The sequence below is a fragment of the Treponema vincentii F0403 genome, assembly GCF_000412995.1.
Taxonomy (GTDB): Bacteria; Spirochaetota; Spirochaetia; order Treponematales; family Treponemataceae; genus Treponema; species Treponema vincentii.
The window spans coordinates 139,142-163,682 of the sequence record NZ_KE332513.1 but is presented as its reverse complement, the minus strand read 5'-3'; the positions used below and the strand labels follow the sequence as shown (position 1 = coordinate 163,682).

Annotated in this window: 22 protein-coding genes; 14 read left to right on the top strand and 8 right to left on the bottom strand. The window is 46.0% G+C overall.

Translation table 11 applies throughout. The annotated features are described in order from the left end of the window. The 8 genes from flhA (at position 1) to HMPREF1222_RS11450 (ending at position 11,282) form a co-directional block, all read left to right on the top strand. A complete protein-coding gene (gene flhA, locus HMPREF1222_RS11485; protein WP_006189099.1) occupies positions 1-2,106 on the top strand; it encodes a flagellar biosynthesis protein FlhA in 2,106 nt (701 codons plus the stop codon). Beyond that, positions 2,106-3,452: a flagellar biosynthesis GTPase FlhF gene (flhF, locus tag HMPREF1222_RS11480; protein WP_016519536.1), complete on the top strand. Its 1,347-nt coding sequence runs from the start codon at positions 2,106-2,108 to the stop codon at positions 3,450-3,452. The genes flhA and flhF overlap by 1 nt, the downstream gene beginning before the upstream one ends. Before the next feature lie 50 nt (positions 3,453-3,502). Beyond that, a complete protein-coding gene (locus HMPREF1222_RS11475; RefSeq protein ID WP_016519535.1) occupies positions 3,503-4,402 on the top strand; it encodes a MinD/ParA family protein in 900 nt (299 codons plus the stop codon). Positions 4,403-4,460: 58 nt separating this feature from the next. Further along, on the top strand, positions 4,461-5,621 hold the full coding sequence (locus tag HMPREF1222_RS11470; protein WP_016519534.1) for a glycosyltransferase family 2 protein: 1,161 nt from the start codon (positions 4,461-4,463) through the stop codon (positions 5,619-5,621). A gap of 14 nt (positions 5,622-5,635) precedes the next feature. Beyond that, a complete protein-coding gene (locus tag HMPREF1222_RS11465) occupies positions 5,636-7,006 on the top strand; it encodes an MATE family efflux transporter (RefSeq protein ID WP_016519533.1) in 1,371 nt (456 codons plus the stop codon). A 442-nt stretch (positions 7,007-7,448) separates the two neighbouring features. Beyond that, positions 7,449-8,420 carry an alpha/beta hydrolase gene (locus HMPREF1222_RS11460; protein WP_244870175.1) on the top strand — a complete coding sequence of 324 codons (972 nt, stop codon included), beginning with the start codon at positions 7,449-7,451 and terminating at the stop codon, positions 8,418-8,420. 8 nt (positions 8,421-8,428) lie between these two features. Next, on the top strand, positions 8,429-9,679 hold the full coding sequence (locus HMPREF1222_RS11455; protein WP_196799968.1) for a peptidase U32 family protein: 1,251 nt from the start codon (positions 8,429-8,431) through the stop codon (positions 9,677-9,679). Between the two features lie 409 nt (positions 9,680-10,088). Next, complete coding sequence (locus HMPREF1222_RS11450; RefSeq protein ID WP_016519530.1) at positions 10,089-11,282, top strand: ZinT/AdcA family metal-binding protein; 1,194 nt, start codon at positions 10,089-10,091, stop codon at positions 11,280-11,282. An 80-nt stretch (positions 11,283-11,362) separates the two neighbouring features. Here HMPREF1222_RS11450 and recG read toward each other — a convergent pair whose 3' ends face one another. Further along, positions 11,363-13,531 carry an ATP-dependent DNA helicase RecG gene (gene recG, locus HMPREF1222_RS11445; protein WP_016519529.1) on the bottom strand — a complete coding sequence of 723 codons (2,169 nt, stop codon included), beginning with the start codon at positions 13,529-13,531 and terminating at the stop codon, positions 11,363-11,365. Between the two features lie 156 nt (positions 13,532-13,687). Between recG and def the strand changes: the two genes are divergently transcribed. The 3 genes from def to HMPREF1222_RS11430 are packed head-to-tail and all read left to right on the top strand — an operon-like array spanning position 13,688 to position 16,194. Further along, positions 13,688-14,209 carry a peptide deformylase gene (gene def, locus HMPREF1222_RS11440; RefSeq protein WP_016519528.1) on the top strand — a complete coding sequence of 174 codons (522 nt, stop codon included), beginning with the start codon at positions 13,688-13,690 and terminating at the stop codon, positions 14,207-14,209. Then, positions 14,209-15,183 (top strand): methionyl-tRNA formyltransferase, encoded by a 975-nt coding sequence (gene fmt / locus HMPREF1222_RS11435; RefSeq protein ID WP_016519527.1) that lies wholly within the window; start codon positions 14,209-14,211, stop codon positions 15,181-15,183. The genes def and fmt overlap by 1 nt, the downstream gene beginning before the upstream one ends. Positions 15,184-15,192: 9 nt before the next feature. Then, a complete protein-coding gene (locus tag HMPREF1222_RS11430) occupies positions 15,193-16,194 on the top strand; it encodes a PASTA domain-containing protein (RefSeq protein WP_016519526.1) in 1,002 nt (333 codons plus the stop codon). A 37-nt stretch (positions 16,195-16,231) separates the two neighbouring features. Here the strand turns inward: HMPREF1222_RS11430 and HMPREF1222_RS11425 are convergent, their stop codons facing one another. The 4 genes from HMPREF1222_RS11425 to HMPREF1222_RS11410 form a co-directional block, all read right to left on the bottom strand. Next, a complete protein-coding gene (locus HMPREF1222_RS11425) occupies positions 16,232-17,002 on the bottom strand; it encodes a class I SAM-dependent methyltransferase (protein WP_196799966.1) in 771 nt (256 codons plus the stop codon). A gap of 140 nt (positions 17,003-17,142) precedes the next feature. Further along, positions 17,143-17,793, bottom strand: coding sequence for a cupin domain-containing protein (locus tag HMPREF1222_RS11420; protein ID WP_016519524.1), 651 nt, complete (start codon positions 17,791-17,793; stop codon positions 17,143-17,145). A 1-nt stretch (position 17,794) separates the two neighbouring features. Further along, positions 17,795-18,634 (bottom strand): Rossmann-like domain-containing protein, encoded by an 840-nt coding sequence (locus tag HMPREF1222_RS11415; protein ID WP_016519523.1) that lies wholly within the window; start codon positions 18,632-18,634, stop codon positions 17,795-17,797. Between the two features lie 18 nt (positions 18,635-18,652). After that, the gene (locus HMPREF1222_RS11410; RefSeq protein WP_016519522.1) at positions 18,653-19,342 is read right to left on the bottom strand and encodes a Crp/Fnr family transcriptional regulator; all 690 of its coding nucleotides are present in this window, start codon (positions 19,340-19,342) and stop codon (positions 18,653-18,655) included. Between the two features lie 328 nt (positions 19,343-19,670). Between HMPREF1222_RS11410 and HMPREF1222_RS11405 the strand changes: the two genes are divergently transcribed. The 3 genes from HMPREF1222_RS11405 to HMPREF1222_RS11395 are packed head-to-tail and all read left to right on the top strand — an operon-like array spanning position 19,671 to position 22,660. Beyond that, positions 19,671-20,702, top strand: a complete 1,032-nt coding sequence (locus tag HMPREF1222_RS11405) for a FecCD family ABC transporter permease (protein WP_016519521.1) — start codon at positions 19,671-19,673, stop codon at positions 20,700-20,702. Further along, complete coding sequence (locus HMPREF1222_RS11400) at positions 20,699-21,490, top strand: ABC transporter ATP-binding protein (protein WP_016519520.1); 792 nt, start codon at positions 20,699-20,701, stop codon at positions 21,488-21,490. Before HMPREF1222_RS11405 ends, HMPREF1222_RS11400 begins: the two co-directional genes overlap by 4 nt. Before the next feature lie 30 nt (positions 21,491-21,520). Continuing rightward, on the top strand, positions 21,521-22,660 hold the full coding sequence (locus HMPREF1222_RS11395; RefSeq protein ID WP_016519519.1) for an ABC transporter substrate-binding protein: 1,140 nt from the start codon (positions 21,521-21,523) through the stop codon (positions 22,658-22,660). Positions 22,661-22,716: 56 nt separating this feature from the next. Here HMPREF1222_RS11395 and HMPREF1222_RS11390 read toward each other — a convergent pair whose 3' ends face one another. The 3 genes from HMPREF1222_RS11390 to HMPREF1222_RS11380 are packed head-to-tail and all read right to left on the bottom strand — an operon-like array spanning position 22,717 to position 24,388. Continuing rightward, complete coding sequence (locus tag HMPREF1222_RS11390; RefSeq protein ID WP_016519518.1) at positions 22,717-23,574, bottom strand: class I SAM-dependent methyltransferase; 858 nt, start codon at positions 23,572-23,574, stop codon at positions 22,717-22,719. Positions 23,575-23,622: 48 nt separating this feature from the next. Continuing rightward, the gene (locus HMPREF1222_RS11385) at positions 23,623-24,228 is read right to left on the bottom strand and encodes a hypothetical protein (RefSeq protein WP_006189075.1); all 606 of its coding nucleotides are present in this window, start codon (positions 24,226-24,228) and stop codon (positions 23,623-23,625) included. Then, complete coding sequence (locus tag HMPREF1222_RS11380; protein WP_006189074.1) at positions 24,203-24,388, bottom strand: hypothetical protein; 186 nt, start codon at positions 24,386-24,388, stop codon at positions 24,203-24,205. The genes HMPREF1222_RS11385 and HMPREF1222_RS11380 overlap by 26 nt, the downstream gene beginning before the upstream one ends. Positions 24,389-24,541: the final 153 nt, after the last annotated feature.

Genomic DNA, 24,541 nt, shown 5'->3' with positions numbered 1-24,541 from the left:
ATGGCAGCAAAAAAGTACAATATCGATATAGCAGTTGCATTTACCGTCATCCTCATGGTGCTGATGTTTATTATTCCACTTCCCACCGTGCTGCTTGATTTTTTTATGGCGCTGAATCTGACGTTTAGTCTTATCGTATTGCTGATTGTCCTGTTTACTGCGCGCGCTACCGATTTTTCAGTTTTCCCTTCATTGCTGCTGCTTAGCACTATTTTCGGACTGGTGCTGAATGTGTCTTCAACCCGCCTTATTCTTTCCAAAGGAGAAGCGTTTGACGGAGCAATGATACGGGCGTTCAGTTCGTTCGTTATCGGCGCTTCGGGCAGTCAAGGTCTCGTTATCGGCTTTGTTATCTTTATCATCCTTATTGCGGTGCAGGCCTTTGTTATTACAAAAGGCGCCAAGCGTGTCGCCGAAGTTTCCGCCCGTTTTAAACTGGACTCTCATCCGACCAAGAGTATGTCGATCGATGCCGAATACAACGCCGGCATCATCACCGACGAGGAAGCCCGGCAGAAAAAAGAGCAGCTGCAGCGTGAGGACGACTTTTACGGGGCGATGGACGGAGCAAACCAATTTGTGTCCGGAAACGTAAAAGTCGGTATTTTTATTACGGTTATCAACGTTGTCGCCGGGTTAATTATCGGGATGATTTTCCGCAGGGAACCTTTTTCCAATGCGCTGCGTACCTACACGACGCTAACCATCGGAGACGGACTGCTCGCTCAGCTGCCTTCGCTCTTTTTGTCGGTAGCGACCGGCTTGCTGGTTACCCGCATGATCGACGAAGGTTCGTTCGGTCAGGATATTAAAAAGCAGTTTTCTCAAATCGGATGGATTTACTTTGTTGCCGCCGGTACGCTCGCGATTATGGGTGTGCTCCCCGGATTCCCGCATGTTGTTCTGTTTATTATCGCGGCTGTTTTGGCTGTTGTCGGCTGGAAAATCGTTAAAGAAGAACGGACGTTTAAGGCTGCAAAAGAAAAGCAGGCGGTTCAAAAGCAGGGCGGACAACAGCAGCGGGCTGGGGGCGGCGGGGGAGAACCTGCGCCGGGAGAAATTGCTCCGATTGTGCCGCTCGATCCGCTGTCCTTGGAATTGGGTTATGCGTTAATTCCGCTTGTCGATAAGGACAAAGGTGCCGAACTGCTTGAACGTATTACAAGAATCCGGCGGGAAGCGGCGCTTGACCTCGGTTTGGTTGCCCCGCGTATCCGTATTATCGATAATATGCGGCTTGAACCGAGCGAATACTGTTTTAAGATTAAGGGTGTCGAAGTGGCGCGGGGCAAGATCCGCATGGGCTGGTACCTCGGAATAAATCCCGGCGGAGTTTCGGAAGAAATACCCGGAGAGCGAACCGTCGATCCTACCTTCGGCTTGCCTGCCGTGTGGATATCCGAAGAAAACCGCGACCGCGCCGAACGCGCCGGTTACACGGTGGTAGACCCGCCGGCAATTATCGCAACACATCTTACCGAAGTGATTAAAAAACATGCTGCCGAAATCCTCGGACGGCAGGAAGTGCAGGGTATTATGGATGCGCTGCGCAAAGACTATCCGGCGGTTATCGATGAAGCGGCAAAGGTGTGCAGCCTCGGCGAGGTGCAGAAAGTTCTGCAGGGGCTTTTGCGTGAACAGGTGTCTATTCGCAATACGATCGTTATTTTGGAAACGCTTGCAGATTTCCGCCCCATTACATCCGATGTTTCTCTTCTTGTTGAAAAGGTACGGCAGGCGCTCGGCAGGCAGATATGCTTGCAGTATGCCGATGAAAATAAAACACTCCATGTGCTGACTGTTGAACCTGCACTTGCTCAAAAAATTATCGACAGTAGAATAGATACGGTGAATGGGCCGATGGCGGCTCTTGAACCTTCCGAGCAGCGGATGTGGATACGCTCGCTTATCCAAGCGGTTACGACCGTGCAGAAAAACGGTTTCCTTCCTATTGTACTTGCGCCCGAAGCATCCGCCCGTATTTTGATTAAAAATTCAACCGATAGGGAAATTCCCGATCTTGTTGTGCTGTCCATCCCTGAAATTGCGAAGGATATACAGGTTGAAGTTATCGGTGAGATTAAATTGGAACAGGACAAAAACTAATGGAACTTTTTGTTGAGCAAGATTCGACGTATGACAAATGTGTAAAAAAGATTACGAAAAAACACGGCGACGACTTTACCATCTGGAGAAGGAAGGATGCTAAAATCAGCCGGCTTTTCGGGCTTTTAGAAAAAGATGTGGTAGAAGTAACGTTTACGGTAAACGATAAAATGTCGCAGCGTCCGTCTTTGCTTACGGAACAGCAGCCCCCTGCTAGACCGGCGCCCAGACTAACCGGTGCGAGTAATTTGAACGACGAAGAAGAACGGCTTAAAATCGTAACACGGTATGCAAGCAAAAATCCTGCTGCTGCGGATGAGCTGCGTCAATATGTCAACCTTACACCGAAAAAAAATCCGGAAAAAAAAGCTGTCTCCGCGCCTACGCCGGAACAAGAAAAGTCTTTGGACAAGCTGGCGGAGACGGTTGAACGGCTTGTGGCGGAAATGGAAAAAAAGAATGCCGCGCAAACTGACGTTGAGCACACGCATATTGTTAAAGTACAAAAACTACTCGAAGAAAACGACTTTTCTCCTTCCTACATCAAAGAGCTTTCCGCCCGCCTTAAAGACGAGCTCAGCTATACCGAAATTGAGAATTTTTTGACGGTGCAAAAAAAGCTTTTTGAACTGCTTGCCGAATCGATCAGCATTAAACCTGCTGATGATCAACCTAAAACACGGGTGGTTTTATTGGTCGGGCCTACGGGGGTAGGAAAAACGACAACGCTTGCAAAAATCGCCGTACAGTATATCCGCAAAAATTCCGAACATCCGCTGCGTGTTAAAGTTATTACGATTGATAACTGGCGTATCGGAGCTGCATACCAGATGAAGCGTTATTGTGAATTGATGGGGATTCCGCTGATGGTTGCCTCGAATCCTGCAGAGGTACGTAAATATATGGCATTGTACCGCGAAGAGGCGGATGTTATTTGCATCGATACAATCGGCAGAAGTCCGAAAGACCGCGAGAAAATTTCCACGATGCAGAATTATTTTGCCGAATTAGGCGATGATGCGGAAGTTTATCTGACGGTATGTGCCGGAACGCGGATAAACGACATTCGGGAAATTATGAAAGAATATGCGGTCTTTAAATATAAGTCGCTGATTATTACAAAGTTTGATGAAACCTCATATATCGGTAATTTATTCAGTATTATTTCCGAAACTAATATACCGATAACGTATATAACCGCAGGACAGGAAGTCCCGCAGGATTTTATGCTTGCCGATATCGAAACCTTCTTAAAAAAATTGAAAGGTTTTTCGGTAGACGAGGAATATATCAGTCAACTCTGTAATAAAGATAGAGACCGGCTTCTCAAGGTTTCTGCCGTGTAGAAGCTCGGAACACAATCAATCCGATACAAACTCAAAATGTGGAGAAAAAAATGGGTGATCAAGCTGATGGATTACGTCTCTTAATGAAAGAAATACATAACGCGGCCGACAATGCCGGTGCAAGTCACGATACGGCGCAAAAGACCCGTATTATTGCCGTTACCAGCGGAAAGGGCGGGGTAGGAAAAACCAATGTCGCAACCAATATGGGTATTGCGTATGCGCAGATGGGGAAAAAAGTTATCGTTCTCGATGCCGACCTTGGGCTTGCCAATGTCAATGTTATTATGAATATCATTCCGCAGTATAATTTATACCATGTCATTAAAAAGCAAAAGAAATTATCGGAAATTATTATCGACACCGAATACGGTATTAAATTAATTGTCGGCGCTTCCGGCTTTGCAAAAATTGCAAATATGGCAGAAGCGGAGCGTGATGAATTTATTAAAGAGATGTATACGCTTTCCGATGTCGATATTATTATTATCGATACGAGTGCGGGCGTTTCTAAGAATGTACTGAGTTTCGTTGCGGCTGCCGATGAGGTGGTTATTATCACAACTTCCGAGCCGACTGCAATTACCGATGCGTACGGTATTATTAAGGTCATTGCCACAGAGGTTGATAACATGAATCTCAACCTTAAAATGATTATCAATAGGGTAGATTCCGCTGCAGAAGGAAAACGGATTGCAGATCACATGATAAAAATAGCTGCGCAATTTTTAAATCTTAAAATCGAATATCTCGGATTTATCTATAATGATCCTTCGGTAACAAAAGCCGTTTTAAAACAAAAGCCTTTTATTATTGCCGAACCCAACGGTAAGGCCTCAAGCTGTCTAAAGCATATCGTTTCCCGCATGGAAAAAACCGAAATTCCCGAAACCGGCGGTTTTTCCCGCTTTGTAAAAAAATTATTCGGACGTAGATGGGAAACGGAATAGAACAAAGGAATAGGGGCGGCCAAAAACCGGTTCGTCATCTGTTGTAAAGGATATCAACATGATAACGCTTATAATCGCCTTGTTCGATTGGATTATCATCGGACTTGGCGTGTATTTTTTTTGTCTTTCTGTCAGTAATGCTTTATGGTTGACTAAGGCTTCTCTCCCTGCCGATTTAACCGATGGGCCGCTCGCTTCGGTGCTGATTCCCGCCCGTGATGAAGAGGGGTGCATCGAGCGCTGCGTTCAGTCGCTCATGAACCAAACCTATATGAATTATGAAGTGCTGGTTTTAGATGATAACTCTACCGATAAAACCGGCGATATACTTACGAAACTTCAAGCATTATACCCCGATAAATTGCGGATTTTTCAAGGTGAACCGTTGCCGCGTGATTGGCGGGGTAAACCGTTCGCAATGAAGCAGCTTTGCAAACAGGCAAAGGGAAAATACTGGCTGTTTACCGATGCCGATACCGTCCATTCACCCCGTTCCATATCGTTTGCCGTTACCAACCTTGTTTATCATAAAGTTGATTTTTTATCAGGGTATATTACGCAGAAAATGGAGACATTCGGTGAAAAGTTAACAATACCGTTGATGTATTTACTAAGCGGTTTTATTTTACCGTTGTGGATGTGCAAGCGGAGCAGATTACCGGTTTTTGCAATAGCTATCGGGCAGTATATTTGTGTTAAAAGCAGTGCGTTTATGGAGTGCGGCGGATTTGATTTGGTTAAAGACAAGACGACGGAAGATGTCTTTATGGCTCGGACAATGAAGCGGCATGGATATAAAACCATTTTTTTAAATCTGCACGATGCCGCTTCGTGCCGTATGTATACATCGTGGCAAAGCGCTGTGGATGGAATCAGCAAGAATATTTTTGACTTTATAGATAAAAACGATACCATCCTCTTGCTTGCAATGCTTGGTATTTTTCTTTTTTTAACTTTACCGCCGGTTTTAACAATCGGATTAACGGTATATACTATCATCGCTGCAAAGACCGTATCATTTACGCTTGCCGCATTATGGATTAATTTGATTTTAGTAGGCGGGACATGGGCAGTTGTATTTAGGACACAGTGTATCGACAGAAAGCTTATATTTCTATATCCGTTACTATTCATCAATCTGCTGTACATTGCGCTTGTTTCATGGATTCATTCCGTACGGAAACAGGGATATGAATGGAAGGGACGAATAGTCTATTGATGGAGAATGCTTATATGACGATGTCCGCACGGTTTAAGGCGGTGTTTTTTGATAAAAAATTTTTAACAACGTTATTTACAATAGCTCTTCCGATTATGCTGCAAAATTTCCTTAGCGCCTTTGTCAATATTCTTGATACGGTGATGATCGGCAAGCTCGGCACAATAGAACTTGCCGCAGTTGGTTTGGGAAATCAGCTCTTTTTTTTGCTTAATCTGATTCTGTACGGTATCGGGTCGGGCAGTATGGTGTTTACGGCGCAGTTTTGGGGCAAAAAAGATTTTAAGGGATTACAGAAAACGTTCGGTATTTCTATGATAGTGGCCGTATCGTTTGCCGTTTTATTTACGGTTTGCTGTGCAACTTTGCCTAAGGAAATACTGGCGTTGTACACAAAAGACAGTGCCGTAATTGAAACCGGCGTACAATACCTTAGAGTGTCGGCATTTTGTTTTATTCCCTTTGCGGTAAATTTTATGCTGATGATTACGCTGCGCTCCATCGAAAAAGTAAAAATTGCGGTTGCTGCAACGTTGGTTTCTCTGGTGGTGAACACGGTGCTCAACGCCGTTTTGATTTTCGGCCTTTTCGGTGCTCCGGCATTAGGTGTCCGCGGAGCCGCTATCGCTACCGTTGTCGCCCGCTGCGTCGAACTTTGTATTACCTTTACTGTAACGAAGTACCGGAAATATCCGGTGTTAGGAACGCTTAAAAGTCATTTCAGCTTTGACGCTAAATTTTTAAAAGTGTATTTTTTAATCGTGCTGCCGGTACTGCTTAATGAATCGCTGTGGTCTTTCGGCATTACGTTTCATCATAAAATTTTTGCCGGTATTAATACATTTTCGTATGCCGCTTTTAATATTACCAATACCATTTCGCAACTGACATGGGTTATCTTTATCGGATTCGGAAACGGCATCAGTGTTTTGATCGGGAAAAAGATAGGCGAAAAACACGATAGCGAGGCTCGGCAATATGCTTCTAAAGTCCTGTTGTTTATTCCGATTGTTGCGATGTTTATCGGCGCCGCACTTATCCCTATTTCTTACCTTGTGCCCTTCATCTTTAATGTGGAACCGATTGTATTGTCGACGGTTAAAAAACTCTTTATCGTATTAGCTTGCTGTTATCCGCTTAAAGCGTGCAATATGTGTATTTTGATCGGCCTTGTCCGCGCAGGCGGCGATACCCGATTCGGTATGATCTGCGATACCTTTATTATGTGGCTTATCGCCATCCCGCTTGCATATTCCGTATCGCTTTATACTGCGCTTCCGCCGTGGGTTATTTATATGTGCCTTTTCAGCGAGGAACCGCTTAAACTGCTCTTAGGCCTTTGGCGGATTAAATCCGGCAAATGGCTCCATTCAGTTACCGACTAACCCCTAGGGCAAACATATCAGACGTTTTGCTGATTGCCCCGCAGAATAATAGGCTGTTCAACCAGAGTTGAACCTCTTCGCGGTTCAAATGGTCGCCCAGCCTATTATTCTGCGCTTTTGATTTATCTGTCTGATGTGTTTGTCCTTTTCCTGAAAAAATTTGTGCAAAATTTTAGATAAAATTTTGCACAAAGGGAAGGCAAACGCATCAGACGAGTAAATATAGATCGCAAAATCAGGATGTTGTTAAAAATATACTTTCCGTTAGCCTTTTGAAATAGACGACACAAATGCTAGGGCTGTGGCGGTTCTGATACGTTGAGGATCTTCAGTAGCGGCACGGATGCCGCTGGTTTATATCAGAAGTGATGTTTCGGCTGCTGCCGAAACTCACAGTCAAAACTATACACGGATGTATAGTTTTGACGATGCGACAACGTAGATGTGCCGTATATTTCAAAAGGGGCTGGAATCATCAAGTCAGATTCTATATACTACCCCAATGGATGGGACAGTACACAATTCATTGAGGCAAATTCAAAAGGCATTTAAAAAGACACTCTATTCACCTAAGATACCGTTAAGCACTATTCGAGAAGAATATGATGCTTTTTTTTATTCCCCCTATCTGCCGAATAATACGGATATTGCGCGCGACACTATCGGTTCGGTGCCGCTAGAAATATTGGAACCGGAAGTTGCAGCGGCAAACCGTGTTGTTCTTTATGTGCACGGAGGATCCTTTGTTAACGGTTCTTGCAGGGCTGCGCGGAATTTTTGCGCTTCATTTGCCCATGAATGCGCGTGTAAACTTTTTTTACCGGAGTACCGGCTTGCACCGGAATATCCTTTTCCCATAGGCTTGGACGACATTGTTGTTTCGTATAAGGGAATGTTAAAAAAATACGGCATTTCTTCGGCATCGGTTGTTATTGCAGGGGATGAGGCCGGAGCTGCATTAGCAGTAGCGCTTATCCATTACTTAAAACAGGAACAATTACCGCAGCCTGCAGCGCTTGTGCTTATTTCTCCGTGGGCGGATGTTTCCTGTTCAAATGAAGAGATTCATGCATTACAAAAATCCGATAAATTTTTGCTGAAGGAAGCACTCCAAGCGGCGGCAGGACGCTATACGTCAACCGATAATTTTCATAATCCGCTTGTCTCCCCGCTTTACGGTTCTTTCGAGGGCTTTCCGCCGGTCTTTATTCAGTGCGGCGGCAAGGAAATTCTTTCTGCAGACGCCAAGGTTCTTGCGCAGAAGATTGAAGCTGCCGGCGGTCATGTTCAGCTGGATATATGGCCTGATATGTGGCATCTTTTTCAGGCAATGGATGCTCAAGCAAAACAAGCTCACTTAGCGGTAGAAAAAATGGGACAATGGGTACAGTCTCTTTTTATTGAGGAAGAATGATGAATATGATGGAATTGGTAGCCCCTGCCGGAAATCTGGAAAAGCTGCACTACGCATGGGAGTATGGAGCCGATTCCGCCTACATCGGCCTTAAAAACTTTTCGTTGCGGGTAAAAGCCGACAATTTTTTTACCGATGAGTATAAAACCATCCGTGCGCTTAAAGAGCAGTATGCAAAACAAGGCAAGCCTAAAAAGCTGCTCTGCGCATTAAATATTTCTTTTCATAATGAAGATATTAAGGCTTTTTTGGCGGAAGCCGATTATTTTAAACTTTATCCTATCGACGCCTTTATCGTTCAGGATATCGGAATGGTTCCCGTACTACGCAAGCATTTTCCCGATACGCCGCTACACTTAAGCACACAGGCAAACTGCATCAACTATGAAGCGGTGCGGGTATACCGTGATCTGGGATTTAAGCGCGTGGTGCTTGGCAGAGAAGCCTCGCTTGCGGACATCGCCGAAATAAAAGACAGGGTGCCGGAGATGGAGCTGGAATGCTTTGTACACGGTGCGATGTGTATTGCGTATTCGGGGCGATGTCTTATCAGCGCATATCTTACCGGCCGCAGCGCGAATGCGGGAGCTTGTACTCATTCCTGCCGGTGGGACTATTCGCTTGCGGTTGAGGAGAAAGAACGGCCGGGTGAATACTTCCCCGTAGAAGAAGGCAGCGGTTACACGGCGCTTTTTTCGTCTAAAGACCTCTGCATGATAGACTATCTTGCAGACCTGAAAAAAGCGGGGGCAGATGCGCTTAAGATAGAAGGAAGAATGAAAAGCCTCTATTATACCGCGCTTGTTACCCGTGCTTACCGGAAACGGCTCGACGCCTTATTCGGTAAAATCTCCCCCGCCGAGGCGGAACCCTTTGTAAAAGAGCTGTACAACACGGCGCACAGGGCATTCGGTACGGGGTTTTATTTTTCAAAGGATGATGCAAATAAAACTACCCGCGGGGAGTCCAAGTCGCCGTATATCATGGCCGGCACCATCGGTAAAGAGCTCGGAAACAACCGATACGAATTTATATCCATGAATAAAATCACCGCGGATATGCCGCTTGAATACATCGGCCCGGATATCTGCGCAATCGAAGACCGCGATTACACGCTGCTCGATCCCGAAACCGGCGACTCCTGCGATTGGGTATGCCACGGACATCCTTGTGTTATTGAAACGAGCGTATCCCTGCGCAGCGGTTTTATTGTACGTACAAAAAGCAGTGGGGAAACATTGGAAACTTCTAAAAACTGATTCGCAGTCCGCGAAGCGGATAACTTAATGAATTTCTTTACAGAACAAGCCGATAGGCTTGCAGTTTTTAGAGATGCCCAATTAATGTTTCGGTTTCTTCTTTTATAAATCGATAAGTTGGAATCTGTTAGAAAGGGTTGACATTTTGATCGTTTTTTGTAACTATAGGGTTACATTGTAAAGCTGTAATCCGGCTGCATGAATAGTAGGTTATTCCTCCCGAATAAGTGTTAGAGCGGTCTTATATGTCCCCATAAGGCCGCTCTTTTTTTATGCGGAAGCATTTGTGCCTTCCTGCCGATTTAATACCATGGCGCTCTGCATCGGGGTTATGGATTATAGAATCTGTCAGCAGTAGTTGACATTTTTTACGATTTTTGTAAGTATAGGCAAACATTAGGAGGTTTAGATGTTATCTAAAAAACATATCGTATACGGAGCGGCAGTATTGCTGCTTACCGTATTTTTTACCGGATGTAAATCGACATCCGCGGCTGCAAAGCTCGAAGCGGGAAATGAACTTTCTGCGTGGAAGGGCGAATGGCAATCCTTTAGTGCGATTTCCGGCGCGACTCAGCTGAACGACGCATATAGAATGCAAGCGGAAAAGATGCCGTACTATACCGAAGACGGATTAAAGGCAGCAGTTTCCAATATGTTTGCAACACCGATTGCAAAAGTCAAGTTTGACGGTTCTAATACCGTATTGTTTACCGTAATGGACAAAGACGGTAATGAAAAACAAATTCCGTGCGAATACCGTTATACCGGAATGAAACCCATGCAAGGGTTTGAAGGCCATTCATGGTATGCATTTGAAGCGATCAAACCGGTACAAGGCTTAGCGGAAGCGCAATATTTTATTATCGTACCTCCGCATCGAGATTCCGAAGACAGCTTATTGCACTGGCATGCACGGTTCGGCAGCAGAGACATTAAGTCGCTGGTAGAAAGCGATCCGCTCTGGTGGCCGACCTACGCCGATACGGCAGTCTCGAACGAAAACCTGTTAAAAGAAATGACCGATACGATTAAAGAAGTTGCGGAGATGTTGCCGAAAGCTCCTCTTATGCCGTATACGGGTAAATGGATCAACACTGCACTTATCTATGACGATCCGCGTCCCGCCGTTCAGGAAGCGTACGCAAAGCTCATTAAAGAATTTTCCGGAAAGAAAGACGGCAGCGACTTTACCAAAGAAGAAATCATTAAGATGGCAAAGGAAAGCTACGGTACTGCTTCCGATTTTACACACCTTGAATTCGTTACCGGAAACGATAAAAACGAAATGGTTGTATGGAAAGGTATGACCGAACTTTCGAGAGTTGCTTACAGCCGTGACGGCGCTAATAAACTGCGCGCTACGGCAAATGCATTTGTTGCATCCGACCGGCAAAAAGCGGGAAAATTCGCCTTTTTATCGATGACGACACCGCACGGCAGTCCCGCACACATGCATGTATGGTACGGTATGAAGCCGAGCGAAATCGAAAAGACGGACGGTAAAAAGCCAACCTGTATTCCGGCAGACAGCTCTGAAGAACTGGTTGCAAAGCGCGTACTCGATACATGTCGTAAGCTTTTAAGAGAGGCGACAAAATAACCTGATGAAGAGTAGGAATTTATTCCTCCCAAAATAAGTGTGAGAGCGGTCTTATAAGTCCCCATAAGGCCGCTCTTTTTTTACTCGGCGGTATTTGTGCCTTCATGTTGAGTTAATCCGCTCTGCGCGGCAAGCATCTCAAAGGCGGCGGCGCGGGCTTTTTCCAACAGCGCAAAATCACGAATGGGATCGCCAAGTTCAAACCCGCAATAGCCCGACTGCTCAACACCGCCGATATCCCCCGGCCCCCGCAGTTTTAAATCTTCTTCCGCAATGACAAATCCGTCTGTGGTGCTTGCCATCACCTTGAGCCGCGCCATGCCGGTTTCGGTAATATTTTTTCCGTAGAGCAAAAAACAATAAGCCTGATCGCTGCCCCGTCCGATTCTGCCTCTCAGCTGATGCAGGGCGGAAAGACCGAACCGGTCGGCGTGCTCTATTACCATGCAGGTTGCGTTCGGCACATCGACGCCGACTTCAATAACGCTGGTTGCCACCAGAATGTGAATAGTGCCTTCACGGAACTCCTGCATGATAGCCCGCGCTTCGTTCTCCGGCACCTTGGAATGCAGAAGCGCAAGCCGGTGATTGGGGAAGTCTCTGGTCAGCTCCGCGAACATATCTTCCGCCGATTTCAGGCTGAGCGTCTCCGAATCTTCGATAATCGGGTACACAAAATAGGCTTGCTTTCCGGCAAGGATATCTTGTCCGATAAAATAATACACTTTTTCAGCCTTGCTCTCGGGGGCAACATAGGTAATCACCGGCTTGCGCCCGGGAGGCATCGTTTTGATGACGGAAATGTCGAGGTCGCCGAACATCGACAGCGCAAGGGTGCGGGGGATGGGGGTTGCGCTCATCATTAAAAAATGAGGCGTCTTGTTTGCGCTGTCGATACCTTTTTGGATGATTGCCGACCGCTGGAGCACGCCGAAGCGGTGCTGCTCGTCGATAACAACCATACGCAGATTTTTATAGGTTGTTTGCGCGGAAAACAGAGCATGCGTACCGATGATGAGGTCGATATTACCGGCGGCAAGCTGCTGCAATAGTTGAGAGCGCCCCGCAGCCTTGAGGTTGCCGGTTAAGAAAGCAAGCTGCACACCGAGCGGTTCCAAAAGCTTTGCCGCGTTATCTGCGTGCTGACGCGCCAGCAGCTCGGTAGGCGCCATCAGCGCTGCCTGACCGCCGCCTTCGATAACTTTTAAACACGCTAAAAACGCAACGAGGGTTTTACCCGAACCGACATCCCCCTGAATAAGACGGGCGGCGGGTACCGTTCCGTCAAGGTCGGCGTTAATTTCTGCCGTAACGGCTTGCTGGTCTGCGGTCAGCGTAAAGGGCAGGCGGGCCAGAAGCTCTTTTTGCAGCGGGCTGTATTCATACCCGTAAGGAGCTGCCCGTGTTTGGCCGTCCACTGACATCCCTACCGATTGGCCGCCTGCTTCTGCCGCCCTTGCCGCGTTGACACCGGTCTCCGCCGATGATACGCCGGATTCCCCTGCCGGTTTTGCAGCGGCAGCCGTTTTTTCCGTGCGGGGCAGCACACCGCGCCGTTCGAGCGCACGCATACCGACAGCCGCCTCATACAGGAAAAATTCTTCGAAGATCAGTGCGGTACGGGCGTTCTCCGCCTCCTGCATGGAAGCGGGGCGGTGCATTGCAAACAGCACGGTCTTCTTATCGGGATAGCCGTATTTATTCAATACATCGGCGGGAAGTTCCGAATCGATTCCCCGCGCATACGAATTAAGCGCCTGTTCGATGAGCTTGCGCAGCTTTGTCTGCGTTAGCCCCTGTGTCAGCGGATATACCGGTAAGATGCGACGCTCCGCCGTATCGCTTTTTTCAATATCAAAAGAACTCGATTGGATAGCGCCGTATTTAACGGCAAAAGCACCGTATACCAGCGCCTGCGTACCTTCGGGAAATGCCTTCTCCAAAAAAGGGCGATTAAAACAAATCAGCTCGCCGCGGACACCTTCCGAATCGGAAACAATCAGTTTTAATGTTTTCATACGCCCGTAGCCGAACCATTGGTGGGCAATAACCGTTACCGGCACATTCAGTTTATGAAACTTGTTCCATTCGCTGAGCGTATTATACCTGCTGCGGTCTTCCCATAAACGAGGCCAAAACCGCAGTAAATCGCCAACCGTTGAGATGCCCAGCCGGTTAAGCTGTTCGACTGTTGTCTTACCTGCGCCGTAAAGATTTGAAACGGGTGTTTGAATTTCTCCAATCAGCATAGGGTCAGTATAGCACAAGCAAAAGCCTTACGGCGAGACTATTCCCTTGATTTTAGCTGCGTTTGCCTGCCCCGGCTTGTTATTCTCCAATAGCCTATCAACAGTCATTCTGCAACGCATTGACCGCACCGCATAAATTTTGTACTATGATGCGCAATGAAGGTACTGTATTTAGGTGAAGAAACGCTCCGGCAGCCCTCAAAGCCGGTAGAGCATATCGATGACTCCTTGCATGAACTGATACGGGAAATGTTTATAACGATGGATACGGATAAGGGTATCGGTTTGGCGGCTCCTCAAGTGGGAAAAAACATAAGACTGTTTATCGTAAAAATCGATGACGGTGTGGAACGGGTATTTATCAATCCGCTCATTGTCGGCACTTCGGAAAAACAATGCAGCTACGAAGAAGGCTGTTTGAGTATCCCTAAAATGTATGCGGACGTTATCCGCCCCGAATCCGTAACCGTCCAATATCAGGATATTAACGGGCGGCGCAAGACAATAGAAGCAACCGGTTTGCTGGCACGGGTTATTCAGCATGAGTATGATCATCTTGAAGGAATCCTCTTTATAGACCGGTTGTCCGAAAAAGAGCGGGACGAACTTGTCGCAAAGTTTGCTCAGCAGCAAGAGCGCAAAAAACAGCGCGAAGCAAAAAAACGGGCGCGCGCATAATGAATGTTTTTTTTGCAGGAACCCCCGAATGTGCGGTTCCCGCTTTACAGGCAATTGCAAAAGCATATCCTCTTGCCGGTGTGCTGACGGCTCCGCCCGCCCGCGTAGGGCGCGGTAAAAACTATACGGAATCCACCGTTGCGCAAGCGGCTGCCGAACTGAAAAAAGCCGGTGTTATCGCTCAAGACGTACCGGTATTGACGCCCGAAAAATTAAATGCGGATTTCCGCGAAGCCGTTGCGGCGCTCCGTCCCGATATAATGGTCTGCTTTGCGTACGGAAAGATTTTCGGCCCCAAGACGCTGGCGCTCTTTCCAAAACATGCCCTCAACATCCATCCTTCTCTTCTGCCCCGCTGGAGAGGACCGAGTCCGGTACCGGCAGCAATCCTTGCAGGAGACAGCATAACCGGTGTAACCGTTCAGTATATGGCGCAGGAAATGGATGCGGGTGACATCATCATTCAAAAAGAGCTGCCGGTTGAACCGTCCGATACGACCGAAACACTCTTAACCCGCTGTGCAGAACTCGGCGCTTCGCTCATCGTGCAAGCGCTTAAAATGGTAGAAACTGATTCCGTCAATGCCGTACCTCAAAATCACGAGGCGGCATCGTACTGTACCCTGATACAAAAAGACAGCGGATTACTCTGCTGGCAAGACGATGCTGCCGCAATAGACCGAAAAATACGCGCCTATACTCCATGGCCTGGCGCCTTTACCTATTGGGACGGGACAAAGCTTTCTATTCTGCAGGCTCATCCGTATACGGGGAACGCAGTGGCGGAATCTCCCGAAACACCGGGGCTGGTACTCGGTGTTGATAAACGGGACGGTATATTGGTACAGACAGGGAAGGGAATTTTAGCGGTTCAAATCCTTCAAAAAGAAACTAAAAAAGCAATGCAATGGAAAGATTTCCTAAACGGAGCGGCAGGCCTTATCGGAAAAACCCTCCGCACGAATAAAAGATAAGGAATAAGTATGAGTATAGGTGATATTGCTGATGATATCAGCGGAAACGGAAAAACAATTGTTATTACATCGTTGGTGATGCTCATCGTTTTTGTTGCGGTTTCGACGCTGGTCTTTTTTATTTCGCTAAAAAGCGCCGAACAGGTGATGGTGCCGAATGTTGTCGGTAAAGATTTGCCCGAAGCGCTGCTCGATTTACAGGCACGTGAACTCTATCCGCGTATTCAGCTCCGCTATTCCCAAAGAGCGGACGAAAAGGGTCTCATCCTTGAACAGGATCCCAGCCCGGGTGCCATTGTTAAAGGCGGCAAACGGATCGAACTGGTGGTAAGCCAAGGTACCGTTATCGATACGGTACAGAACTACATCGGAGAGAATATCGAAGACGTACAAAACCGGATACGCGAACTGTTTACCTCCGGCACCCGCCAATACCTCCAGATTAAACAGCCGTATTTGACAAAATACAGCGCCGAACCCGCGGGAACCATCCTTGAGCAGGAACCCGCAGCGGGAACTCCGATTGCGAATAATATGGAGCTGACCTTTGTAGTAAGCAAGGGAACGCAAGCGGAAACAACCCAAGTTCCCGATATGGCCGGCGCCGATCTAAAAAAAATATATCAGGTAATGCAGAGAGCTGCGGTAACTTTTGCTTTTACCGCAGGCAGCACAACGGGAACGGATATTACCGTACAACAGCAAAGCGCCGCAGCACAGAGTGAAATTCCGGTATTTTCTCCGGTAATACTGACCGTTTCTCTACCGGAATCGGCAGGCGGCATGGTATCAGGCATCCTCAAAACAACACTGGCGGAGTTTCCCTACCCCTTTACCGTTTCGCTCTATGCAGCGTATCCCAACGGGGATAAGGATCTCCTTACCTCATTCCGGCATCCGGGCGGCGCATATTCCGTACCATACACCGTGCCGGAAGGAACAAAGCTTTCACTGGAAGTACTGAATAAAGAGGTTTACACCGAAACGGTAGGCGCAAATACGGCGGAATGAATAAGCGGTGTTGAGGCTTTGAGTTGAATACTAAGCATTAGACTGCTGCCGATTTTACGCCCGCGTTACAGATATAGCCGAGTTCGTACTTGTGTCCGTTGAAGTAACGATACATCTTGGAGAACATTGCTCTGTTTTCTTTCTTGAGTGCGCACCGGATAATATGCAGCGTATTCCACAAGCCTTCATCTCGGAGCAAACCGTGGGGGCTGAGTAGGGTCATCATTCCGCGCTTCTGCGTTACGGTAAATCCGTTCCGGGAAAAAAGGCGCTCCCACCCTTCAGCATCGAGCGGCTCAACATTTACATTGATAGTCTTGCTTAAACTCATTCTGAGTTCCTGTTGCTGTGCCGCATCTTTAACGGTAAAAAAAACATCCTGCGTTACTACTCTACCGCCCGGTTTAAGCACACGAAAATACTCTTTGAGAGCTTTGTCTTTGCGGTCGCCCACCAGCATGGTCAGCATTGCTTCATTGATAATAACATCAAAACTATTATCTTCAAACGGTAATGCTGTTGCATCGCCGTGTATCAGCGTAAGTTTATCTTGTAGATTATTTTTTTCGATATTAGCTTTCGCCTTTTGTAAGGCATTTTCATCAAGATCGACACCCGTAACGGCGCAACCGAATCTCTGTGCCAACTGAATCATGGTTCGCCCTCTATTGCACGCAACCTCAAGAACCTTTGTCTCCTGTGTTATTGCAGCCTGATCAATCAGCCATTCGGTAGCTTCAATACCGCCCGGACGGAGCGTCGTTTTACCGATTCTTGCTAAAAAAACATGTCCAGCTTCGTACATCATAATCTCCTATTTTCCTGCCCTCACTTCAAGCACGGCAAGCCGATTATTCATCAGCTTAAGCTTAGGCAAATTACCGAAAAACCAACCGCGGAAAGTATCTTCTAAAACACAAGTTAGATCCTTAGAAGATGCCTTTTGTGCTATTCGCGAATCAGCAGCAACGCCATTTTAAATTTACCCACTGCTTTTACATAGTGTCTGCCGTCTTTATCGAACTTGAAGTTTTCACCTTCATGTATGCGGTATTCCTTGCCTTCATAACCGATGATAGCTTCACCGTCAAGCCCGAATACAATTGCTTCCCCGGGAGCTGCATGGGGCTGCAGCTCCGTACCCACATCAAACGACATCAGCACAAATTTTGTTTTTTTGTCATCAACAAGATCCATGCTGACGATATTTGCTTCCTTGTATGGAAGCAATTCTTTTAAGACAAAAAGCTCTCCGCCTTTCAAAATTTTGTTCATAGAACACTCCTTATTGAATATGATTTCCGAATATATACATCCGCCGCTGCTTTGTATGCCGACCGGAATATTTTCCGGCACCACAAACAGCTCGCCGTACTGCAGCGGCTGAGTATGCTCACTAAGATAGATAACATCTGCACCCCCCTGCTCTATCTTCCAAAGTTTAGGATAGTTATAAGTTTCGGGGCTGATATTAGTCTCCGCTGCAATAGAAAATACCGACATACTGCACATACTGCCTTGCAATAATGCCTCTGACGTTGTACACCCCACTATCGGTTTATGCTCTTCTGCAATGGAAAATATTCGTTTTTCTTTCATCTTATCTCCGTTCAAGTTCATAAATATCCATATAGTCAAATTCACGGTATGTCTGCTCTGCGCCGAGGGCAGTCTTCAAATACGTTTCCTTGTCCCTAACCGAGGTACTGAACATATAGTTATACCCTTGTTCAAAAAAGTAGTCGGGACAGAGCTCGCAACTCGGTCCGTACAAGCCTACAATTTCCGCATTGGTTCCCGCTTGCCGCAATGTCGTATATGAATTATTCACAATAGTGCTGCCTGACATAATGATAATATCAAGCGTACTGAGTATATCGCAAAAATCAGCAGCATTGTGTCCAAGATGCCACTGTATGCCTTCCGGAAACCGCTGCAGCCCGTTTTTATAGCGATAACTTAGAATTGCTTCCGGTTTCCGTAAATCGAAGACATGAAATTCTTTACAGCGGTTCAAAAACCGGTTGATATAAACACCGAACCCGATAAGCCCGATCTTTTTTCCTTCCGTTTGATACCGGAATTGCATACCTTCCGTCCTCACAATGCTGCGCTTCGCCAAAAGTTCCGCCGTATTGAGCGGCTTACTCATCAAACTGCTTAAGCTTACGATGAGATTCCGTAGATGAGGATCATGCCGTTTAAGCAGCAGTTCGATACATACGTCTACCGGTTTACCGTAAAGCTCCGCTGCAATTTTCGCATATTGTTCAGGGCTTATATTTTCTTCAACACGCAGCGCAAGGCTTATATGTGAATCGGTATCAGCCGTCATAATCCAGCGGAAGCCTGTAATAAGCTCATCAAAAATCGGCAGCGGTAAGCCGAATCTTTTATACAACGCACGGTTTATATCCAAAATAGCCTTTAAATCTTCCATACATTACTTATACCGGATTTATCCGTTTACCGTCTGTTGCCGGTGCAACAAAAACTTGATCTGTTTCCCCTCAATTATGATAATACCTTCGCGCTGCATACGGCTCAACTCCCGCGATACCGCACTTCTATCAGCACAAATAAACTGCGCCAGTTTTTCCCGCGTAAAAGGGATTGTAAAAACATGAGAGTGCTGCGAGTCATGCATTACATTCAGGTAAAACAGCAGTTTATCACGGAGTGTCGGCTGCGAAAGAAGCTGAATTTTCAGATTCAGATATACTGCATCACGTGCAACTTCCCTGAGGATATTCTCTAAAACAGTCATCTTATACGGACAGGTTCGGCACGTCTTATTTTGTGCAGACGGCACTTTGATAAACAGCACCTTTGATTTTTGAGCACTTACCATACGTAAAAACGGATTTGTCAACCCTAAACAACTGAGTTCTGCGCCGAATAGGTCTCCCCTTTGCACTTGCTTAAGCAGTATGATCTTCCCATCAACACCGATTTGTTCTACATGAATGCAGCCGGTAATCACAATGCCTGCGTAAGGGATAGTATCAGCTATAGGATGTACTTCCTGTCCGCTTTCAAGTAACCGGTAAAATCCGTGAAGGCAGGAAACAGCTTTATCAATTTCTTGAGCGGGGATACCTTTAAATACCGCAGAATGCGCTAAAAAAGCTGTGCAAAAATTAAGCATTTTTTCCTTCTTTGTTGCAACGGCAACAGAATACATGGTTAGTTTATGCTAACTTTTTTTCAATGTCAACAAGAGGTAACAGGGTAAACACATCAGGCCGTTTTTTAATATCCCCGCGGAAAAATTGAGACTATTCGACCAGAGTTGAACCTCTTCGCGGTTCAAATGGTCTCACAGTCTCAATTTTTCCGCGATTTGTACCTACTCTGCCTGATGCGTTTACCCATTCGTTGGAAAAAATATGCGAAATTTTATGCAAAATTTCGCACAGAAGGAAGACAACCGCTAAACATATTTTTAATGCGGTTGCCCTGGAAGGGTAACAACAATGATAGGAAATAAACAGCGGACATATTCTATTTTATTTGGCTGTGCCTTATTTTTAGCACCGCTTATTGCAATGATGATCAGCCTCTCTATCGGACGGTATTCGGTGCCGGCAAGTAGTACTATTCGCGCAATTATACAGTTCATTACACACAATAATATCGCATTGGCAAAAGATAATGTTGAAGCCCACATTATTATCGGCATCAGACTGCCCCGCATCCTGTTAGGGCTGCTCTGCGGCTGTGCATTGGCAAGTGCCGGAGCGGGGTTACAAGCGCTGCTTTCCAATCCTCTGGTTTCACCCGATACGCTGGGAGTAGCATCAGGGGCAAGTTTCGGTGCCGCACTGGCACTGCTGGCAGATCAACGCCTGCTGATTGTACAGCTAAGTGCCCTTGTTTTCGGTATCCTTGCCCTATACCTCACCTATCAAGCAGGAAAAATAAAGCAGCAGAACTCCATTGTTATGCTGGTGTTAGCAGGCGTTGTGGTGTCTGCGCTATTCCAGGCAATGGTATCGCTCATCAAATACACGGCAGATTCTGAAGAAAAACTCCCGACAATTACCTATTGGCTGCTTGGGAGTCTGAATAATGCCACATGGAAAGGTTTAGCCGTAGGAGCGCCGATTATTGTAACAGGAACGGTAATCTTAATCCTTGCACGGTGGAAATGCAATATTCTCACCTTATCTGATGATGAAGCAAAGTCTATGGGGATCGATCTCCGAAAAATACGCTTACTGATCATTATCGCATCGGCGGCGGTTATTGCTTCCAGTGTTTCTATGTGCGGACAAATCGGCTGGGTAGGGCTCGTGGTGCCTCATGTATGCAGGATGCTCTTCGGAAGCGATAACCGGCGGGTTATTCCTGCAAGCGCCAGCATCGGTGCTGTGTTCATGCTGCTGTTAGATACAGTCGCCCGCAGTGCAACGCAGTCGGAAATTCCCCTTTCTATTCTGACAGCCCTTGTAGGAGCTCCTTTCTTTATCATACTGCTAAAACGGACGGGAGGCGGCTGGAAGTGATATTCGCGGTTCACAATGGGACATTTACATTTAAAGGCGGCACACCGGTTTTACGGGATGTTTCTTTTTCGATAGAGAGCGGGCAGATATTATCCATCCTTGGCCCCAACGGTGTCGGAAAAACAACGTTGCTCCGCTGCATGATGGGGATGCTGCAATGGAATTCCGGCACCACTACGGTTGACGGACAAGATATTGTAGAAATTCCTGCACAACAGCTGTGGAGGCGTATTGCCTATGTTCCGCAGGCAAAATATCTCCCCTTTGCTTTTACCGTAGAGGAGATGATTCTATTGGGACGCAGTGTACACATCGGATTGTTCGGCGTGCCGGGAGAAAAGGATAGACAATACTGTGAAGAAGCGATGGAAGCAGTAGGCATTTCCCATTTACGCGGCAAGTATTGCAACCGTTTAAGTGGTGGGGAATTGCAAATGGTGCTGATTGCCCGGGCACTGTGCAGCAAGCCGGAGATGCTGGTGCTGGATGAACCTGAATCAAACTTGGATTTCCGCAACCAGCTTATCATTTTGGAAACGGTTCACCGGCTTGCAAAAGTTGACGGCTTATGCTGTGTGTTCAATACGCATTACCCCGCCCATGCCCTACGTATTTCCGATAAATCGCTCATTCTCTCCCGCAGCGGAGAAAGTATATTCGGGCAATCGGAGACGGTTATTAACGCAGAGATAATGGAAGATGTTTTTCAGGTGCACGTTGATATTCTTCAGGCTTCGCATAAAGGGATACCGTACAGCGCTGTAACGGCGGTATCTTTAGCGAAATAAAAACCAAACTTACCAGAAGGAGTGTAAGGTATGAAAAAACTACTAATAACGGTATTGTTTTTTTCTATTGTGTTGGGCGGTGTCTACGGCGCCGGTAAAAAAGATGAACCGGCAAAGACAGCCGGAACCGCGGCGATGAGCGCAGCAGCAAGAACTCACACGGTTGTAGACTTCAAGGGAAATTCGGTAGAGGTTCCCAATAAGATCGAACGGATCGTGGTATTAGGTCCGCTGCCTGCACCGACCGTTCTAACCGTGTTTCAACAGGGTAAGACCGACAATATTGTCGGAGTCTCTCCCGATTCCGTCAATGGGGCAAAGTACAGCATATTTTCAAAATATGCCCCGGACTTCCAAAATATTTCCTCTGCGTTTTATACCGGCGGAAAGCTCAACTTGGAAGAGCTGATTAAGCTCAAGCCGGATGTTGTCTTTTATATGGATGCATCGGTTGCCGCACCGCTCCGGCAAGCCGGGATTGCTGCTGTAGCCTTAGCACATCCGAGTACCGGATGGGATGCAAGCCCGCTTGTAACCCTCAAGTCGTGGATGGATACGATGGCTCAAACGCTGCAAATGGAAAGCCCTGCTCAACAGATTATTGCCTACGGCGAACAAGTTGAAAAGGAAATTAAAGCTCGAATTGAAAAGCATCCGCTTCCCTCTCCGAATAAGATTCTGTTTATCAGTAAGTATTCGGACACAACTATCGCCTCTGCCGGAAAAAAATCGTTCGGGCAATACTGGGCGAACTTGCTGGGCGGAATAAACCTTGGAGGGAAGGCAACTCAGGGAGCTATCAATATGGAACAAATATATGAATGGCAGCCTGATCAGGTCTTTATCTTAACCTTTTCCGATAAGACACCGGATAATTTATACAACAACACGGCGGCTCCCGGTCATGATTGGAGCGGCATTAACGCAGTCAAAAACCGGCAGGTATTTAAGTTTCCGTTTGGAATGCACCGTTGGTGGCCGCCCACAACCGATACCCCGCTTGCTATGTGGTGGTTTGCGAAAACAGCCCGACCCGACCTTTTCAGCGATATCGATATGAATCAAAAAATAAAAGAATATTATAAACAATTCTATAATATGACGCTTACCGATGCCGATGTAGAATGGATTTTGCATCCCCGTGCAGAGGCAAAACGGCAGTATTTTTAATTCAGTAGTACGGATCGTTTAATCCCCCTGCATTCCGTGTCGGGGGATATTGAAGTCTATACCGAAACGGTGGGGGTAGGAGAGTAAGCCTTTACTTCAAATACCGCCAGCCTATTATTCAGCTGCTTGAACTTAGGCAGATTACCGAATAGCCAGCCGCGGAACGTGTATTTGCTCATTTCCAGGTTAAAACTTTCTTCTTTAAGCAGCTGCAGCTTTGGACACAACTCTTCAAGTTCGGTACCGTTATCGATTCCCCATCGGAATACCGCACCGGTATGTTTAACGGTATCATGGTGTTTTGAAAATCCTGTTACGGCTCTACACATCAGCTCAGTGATAATCCGTGCACCGGGAAAAGAGTTTGCAATGATGTCAAAGGTCTTTTTAACCTCTGTTTCCGTCAGATACATGAGGAGTCCTTCTATTATGATCAATACATAAGAGGGTTTCTTGTAGTTACCGGAACTCTTTACCGCAGAAACCCATGCAGTATCAAGTACGGATCCGGTAATCATCTTTCTCCGGTCGGTATCGGAAAAAAATGACCGCCGCACCGCCATACTATCGGCAAGGTCAAGATCGAACCAGCGGATAGTTCCGTTATCGACACGGGAGAATCGGTCATCCAGCCCGCACGCAAGATTCAGCACAGTACAATCAGGATGCGCTGCAATAAAAGAGGCAGCTTCCCGATCAAACATAATCGTGCGTGCAATAACTCCCTCATGACTCATAAATTTGTCGTATTTTGAAGTATTGCACTGCAAGGCCTCAAGGATTTTTACAGCGGTATAATCTTTAATTCTCGCATTTTTCCGCTGAGTTTCAGTTGCTTTTATCGTAACCGGTATCAGCATCGTCTCTTGTATAGCACCTAATTGCAGAGGCGGAGTATGCTTTTGTTCATTCATCATCATATCCTTTTATAGTTTCTAGTGAAAACTTTATTGGGTAAATATTTACAACAGTTTATATAATTGTATTAATTCCTTTTTATTTTTAGACAAAACGTCATTATCAAGAACAGTAAATCCATTTTCTATATAAAAATTTATCAATTTTTGCTTCTTCTCAGATTCAAGAAATACAGTCTTTCCGCTTAATAATGCAAGGATAGTTTGTACTTGATGTAAGGTAATTGCCATTAAATCTGTTCCCGGAATTGACAGCGATTCTTCACTGAAATTTCTTCCAAACTGGGCAATAAGAATTGCAGGGACTTTATAAGACTCCGAGTCGTCATCATAATAACCGAATCTGCTTATTATTCTTATTGAAGATTTTGACAATGAAGATTTCTTTAGAGTAAGCATCTTCATCGCTAGCGAGAAATATCCGACTAAATCTATCTTAATAGCAGATCGCTCTACATATACAAGATATGTAGTTGCTGTATTCAATTTTGTTGCTTGTACTGCTTTTGTCTTGAGAAAACTTTCAACATCTTTATTTTGAGATTTGAATACTTTCACAACTGAATTAAAATATGCCTCGCCGTTTTCTATTGCCAGTAATTCCGATAGTCTGTGAATTTTATAGTCAGTTGTTTTTGCTAAGCTGTGCATTAATTATCTGTGCCATCTGCTCACAAGGAATCGAAGATACATTTACTTCCTTTATAGGTTCAGGAGGATTTTTCATAGAATTTGCAAACAGCTTTACAAACGCATCGGCTTCTTTTTTTGAGTTTATAACAAATGATTTCTTTAAACTTGATGTAGCCATATATGACCTCCTTTTGATTATTATAACATGAATCTCTAAAAACTTCAGTTTTAGAGACTTAAGTGATCTAACTATACAAAAATTCCGACATATCGTCAATCAAAATGTCAAGAATCAACAACCCCGACGCGAGCGTCGGGGTATTAAACCCTC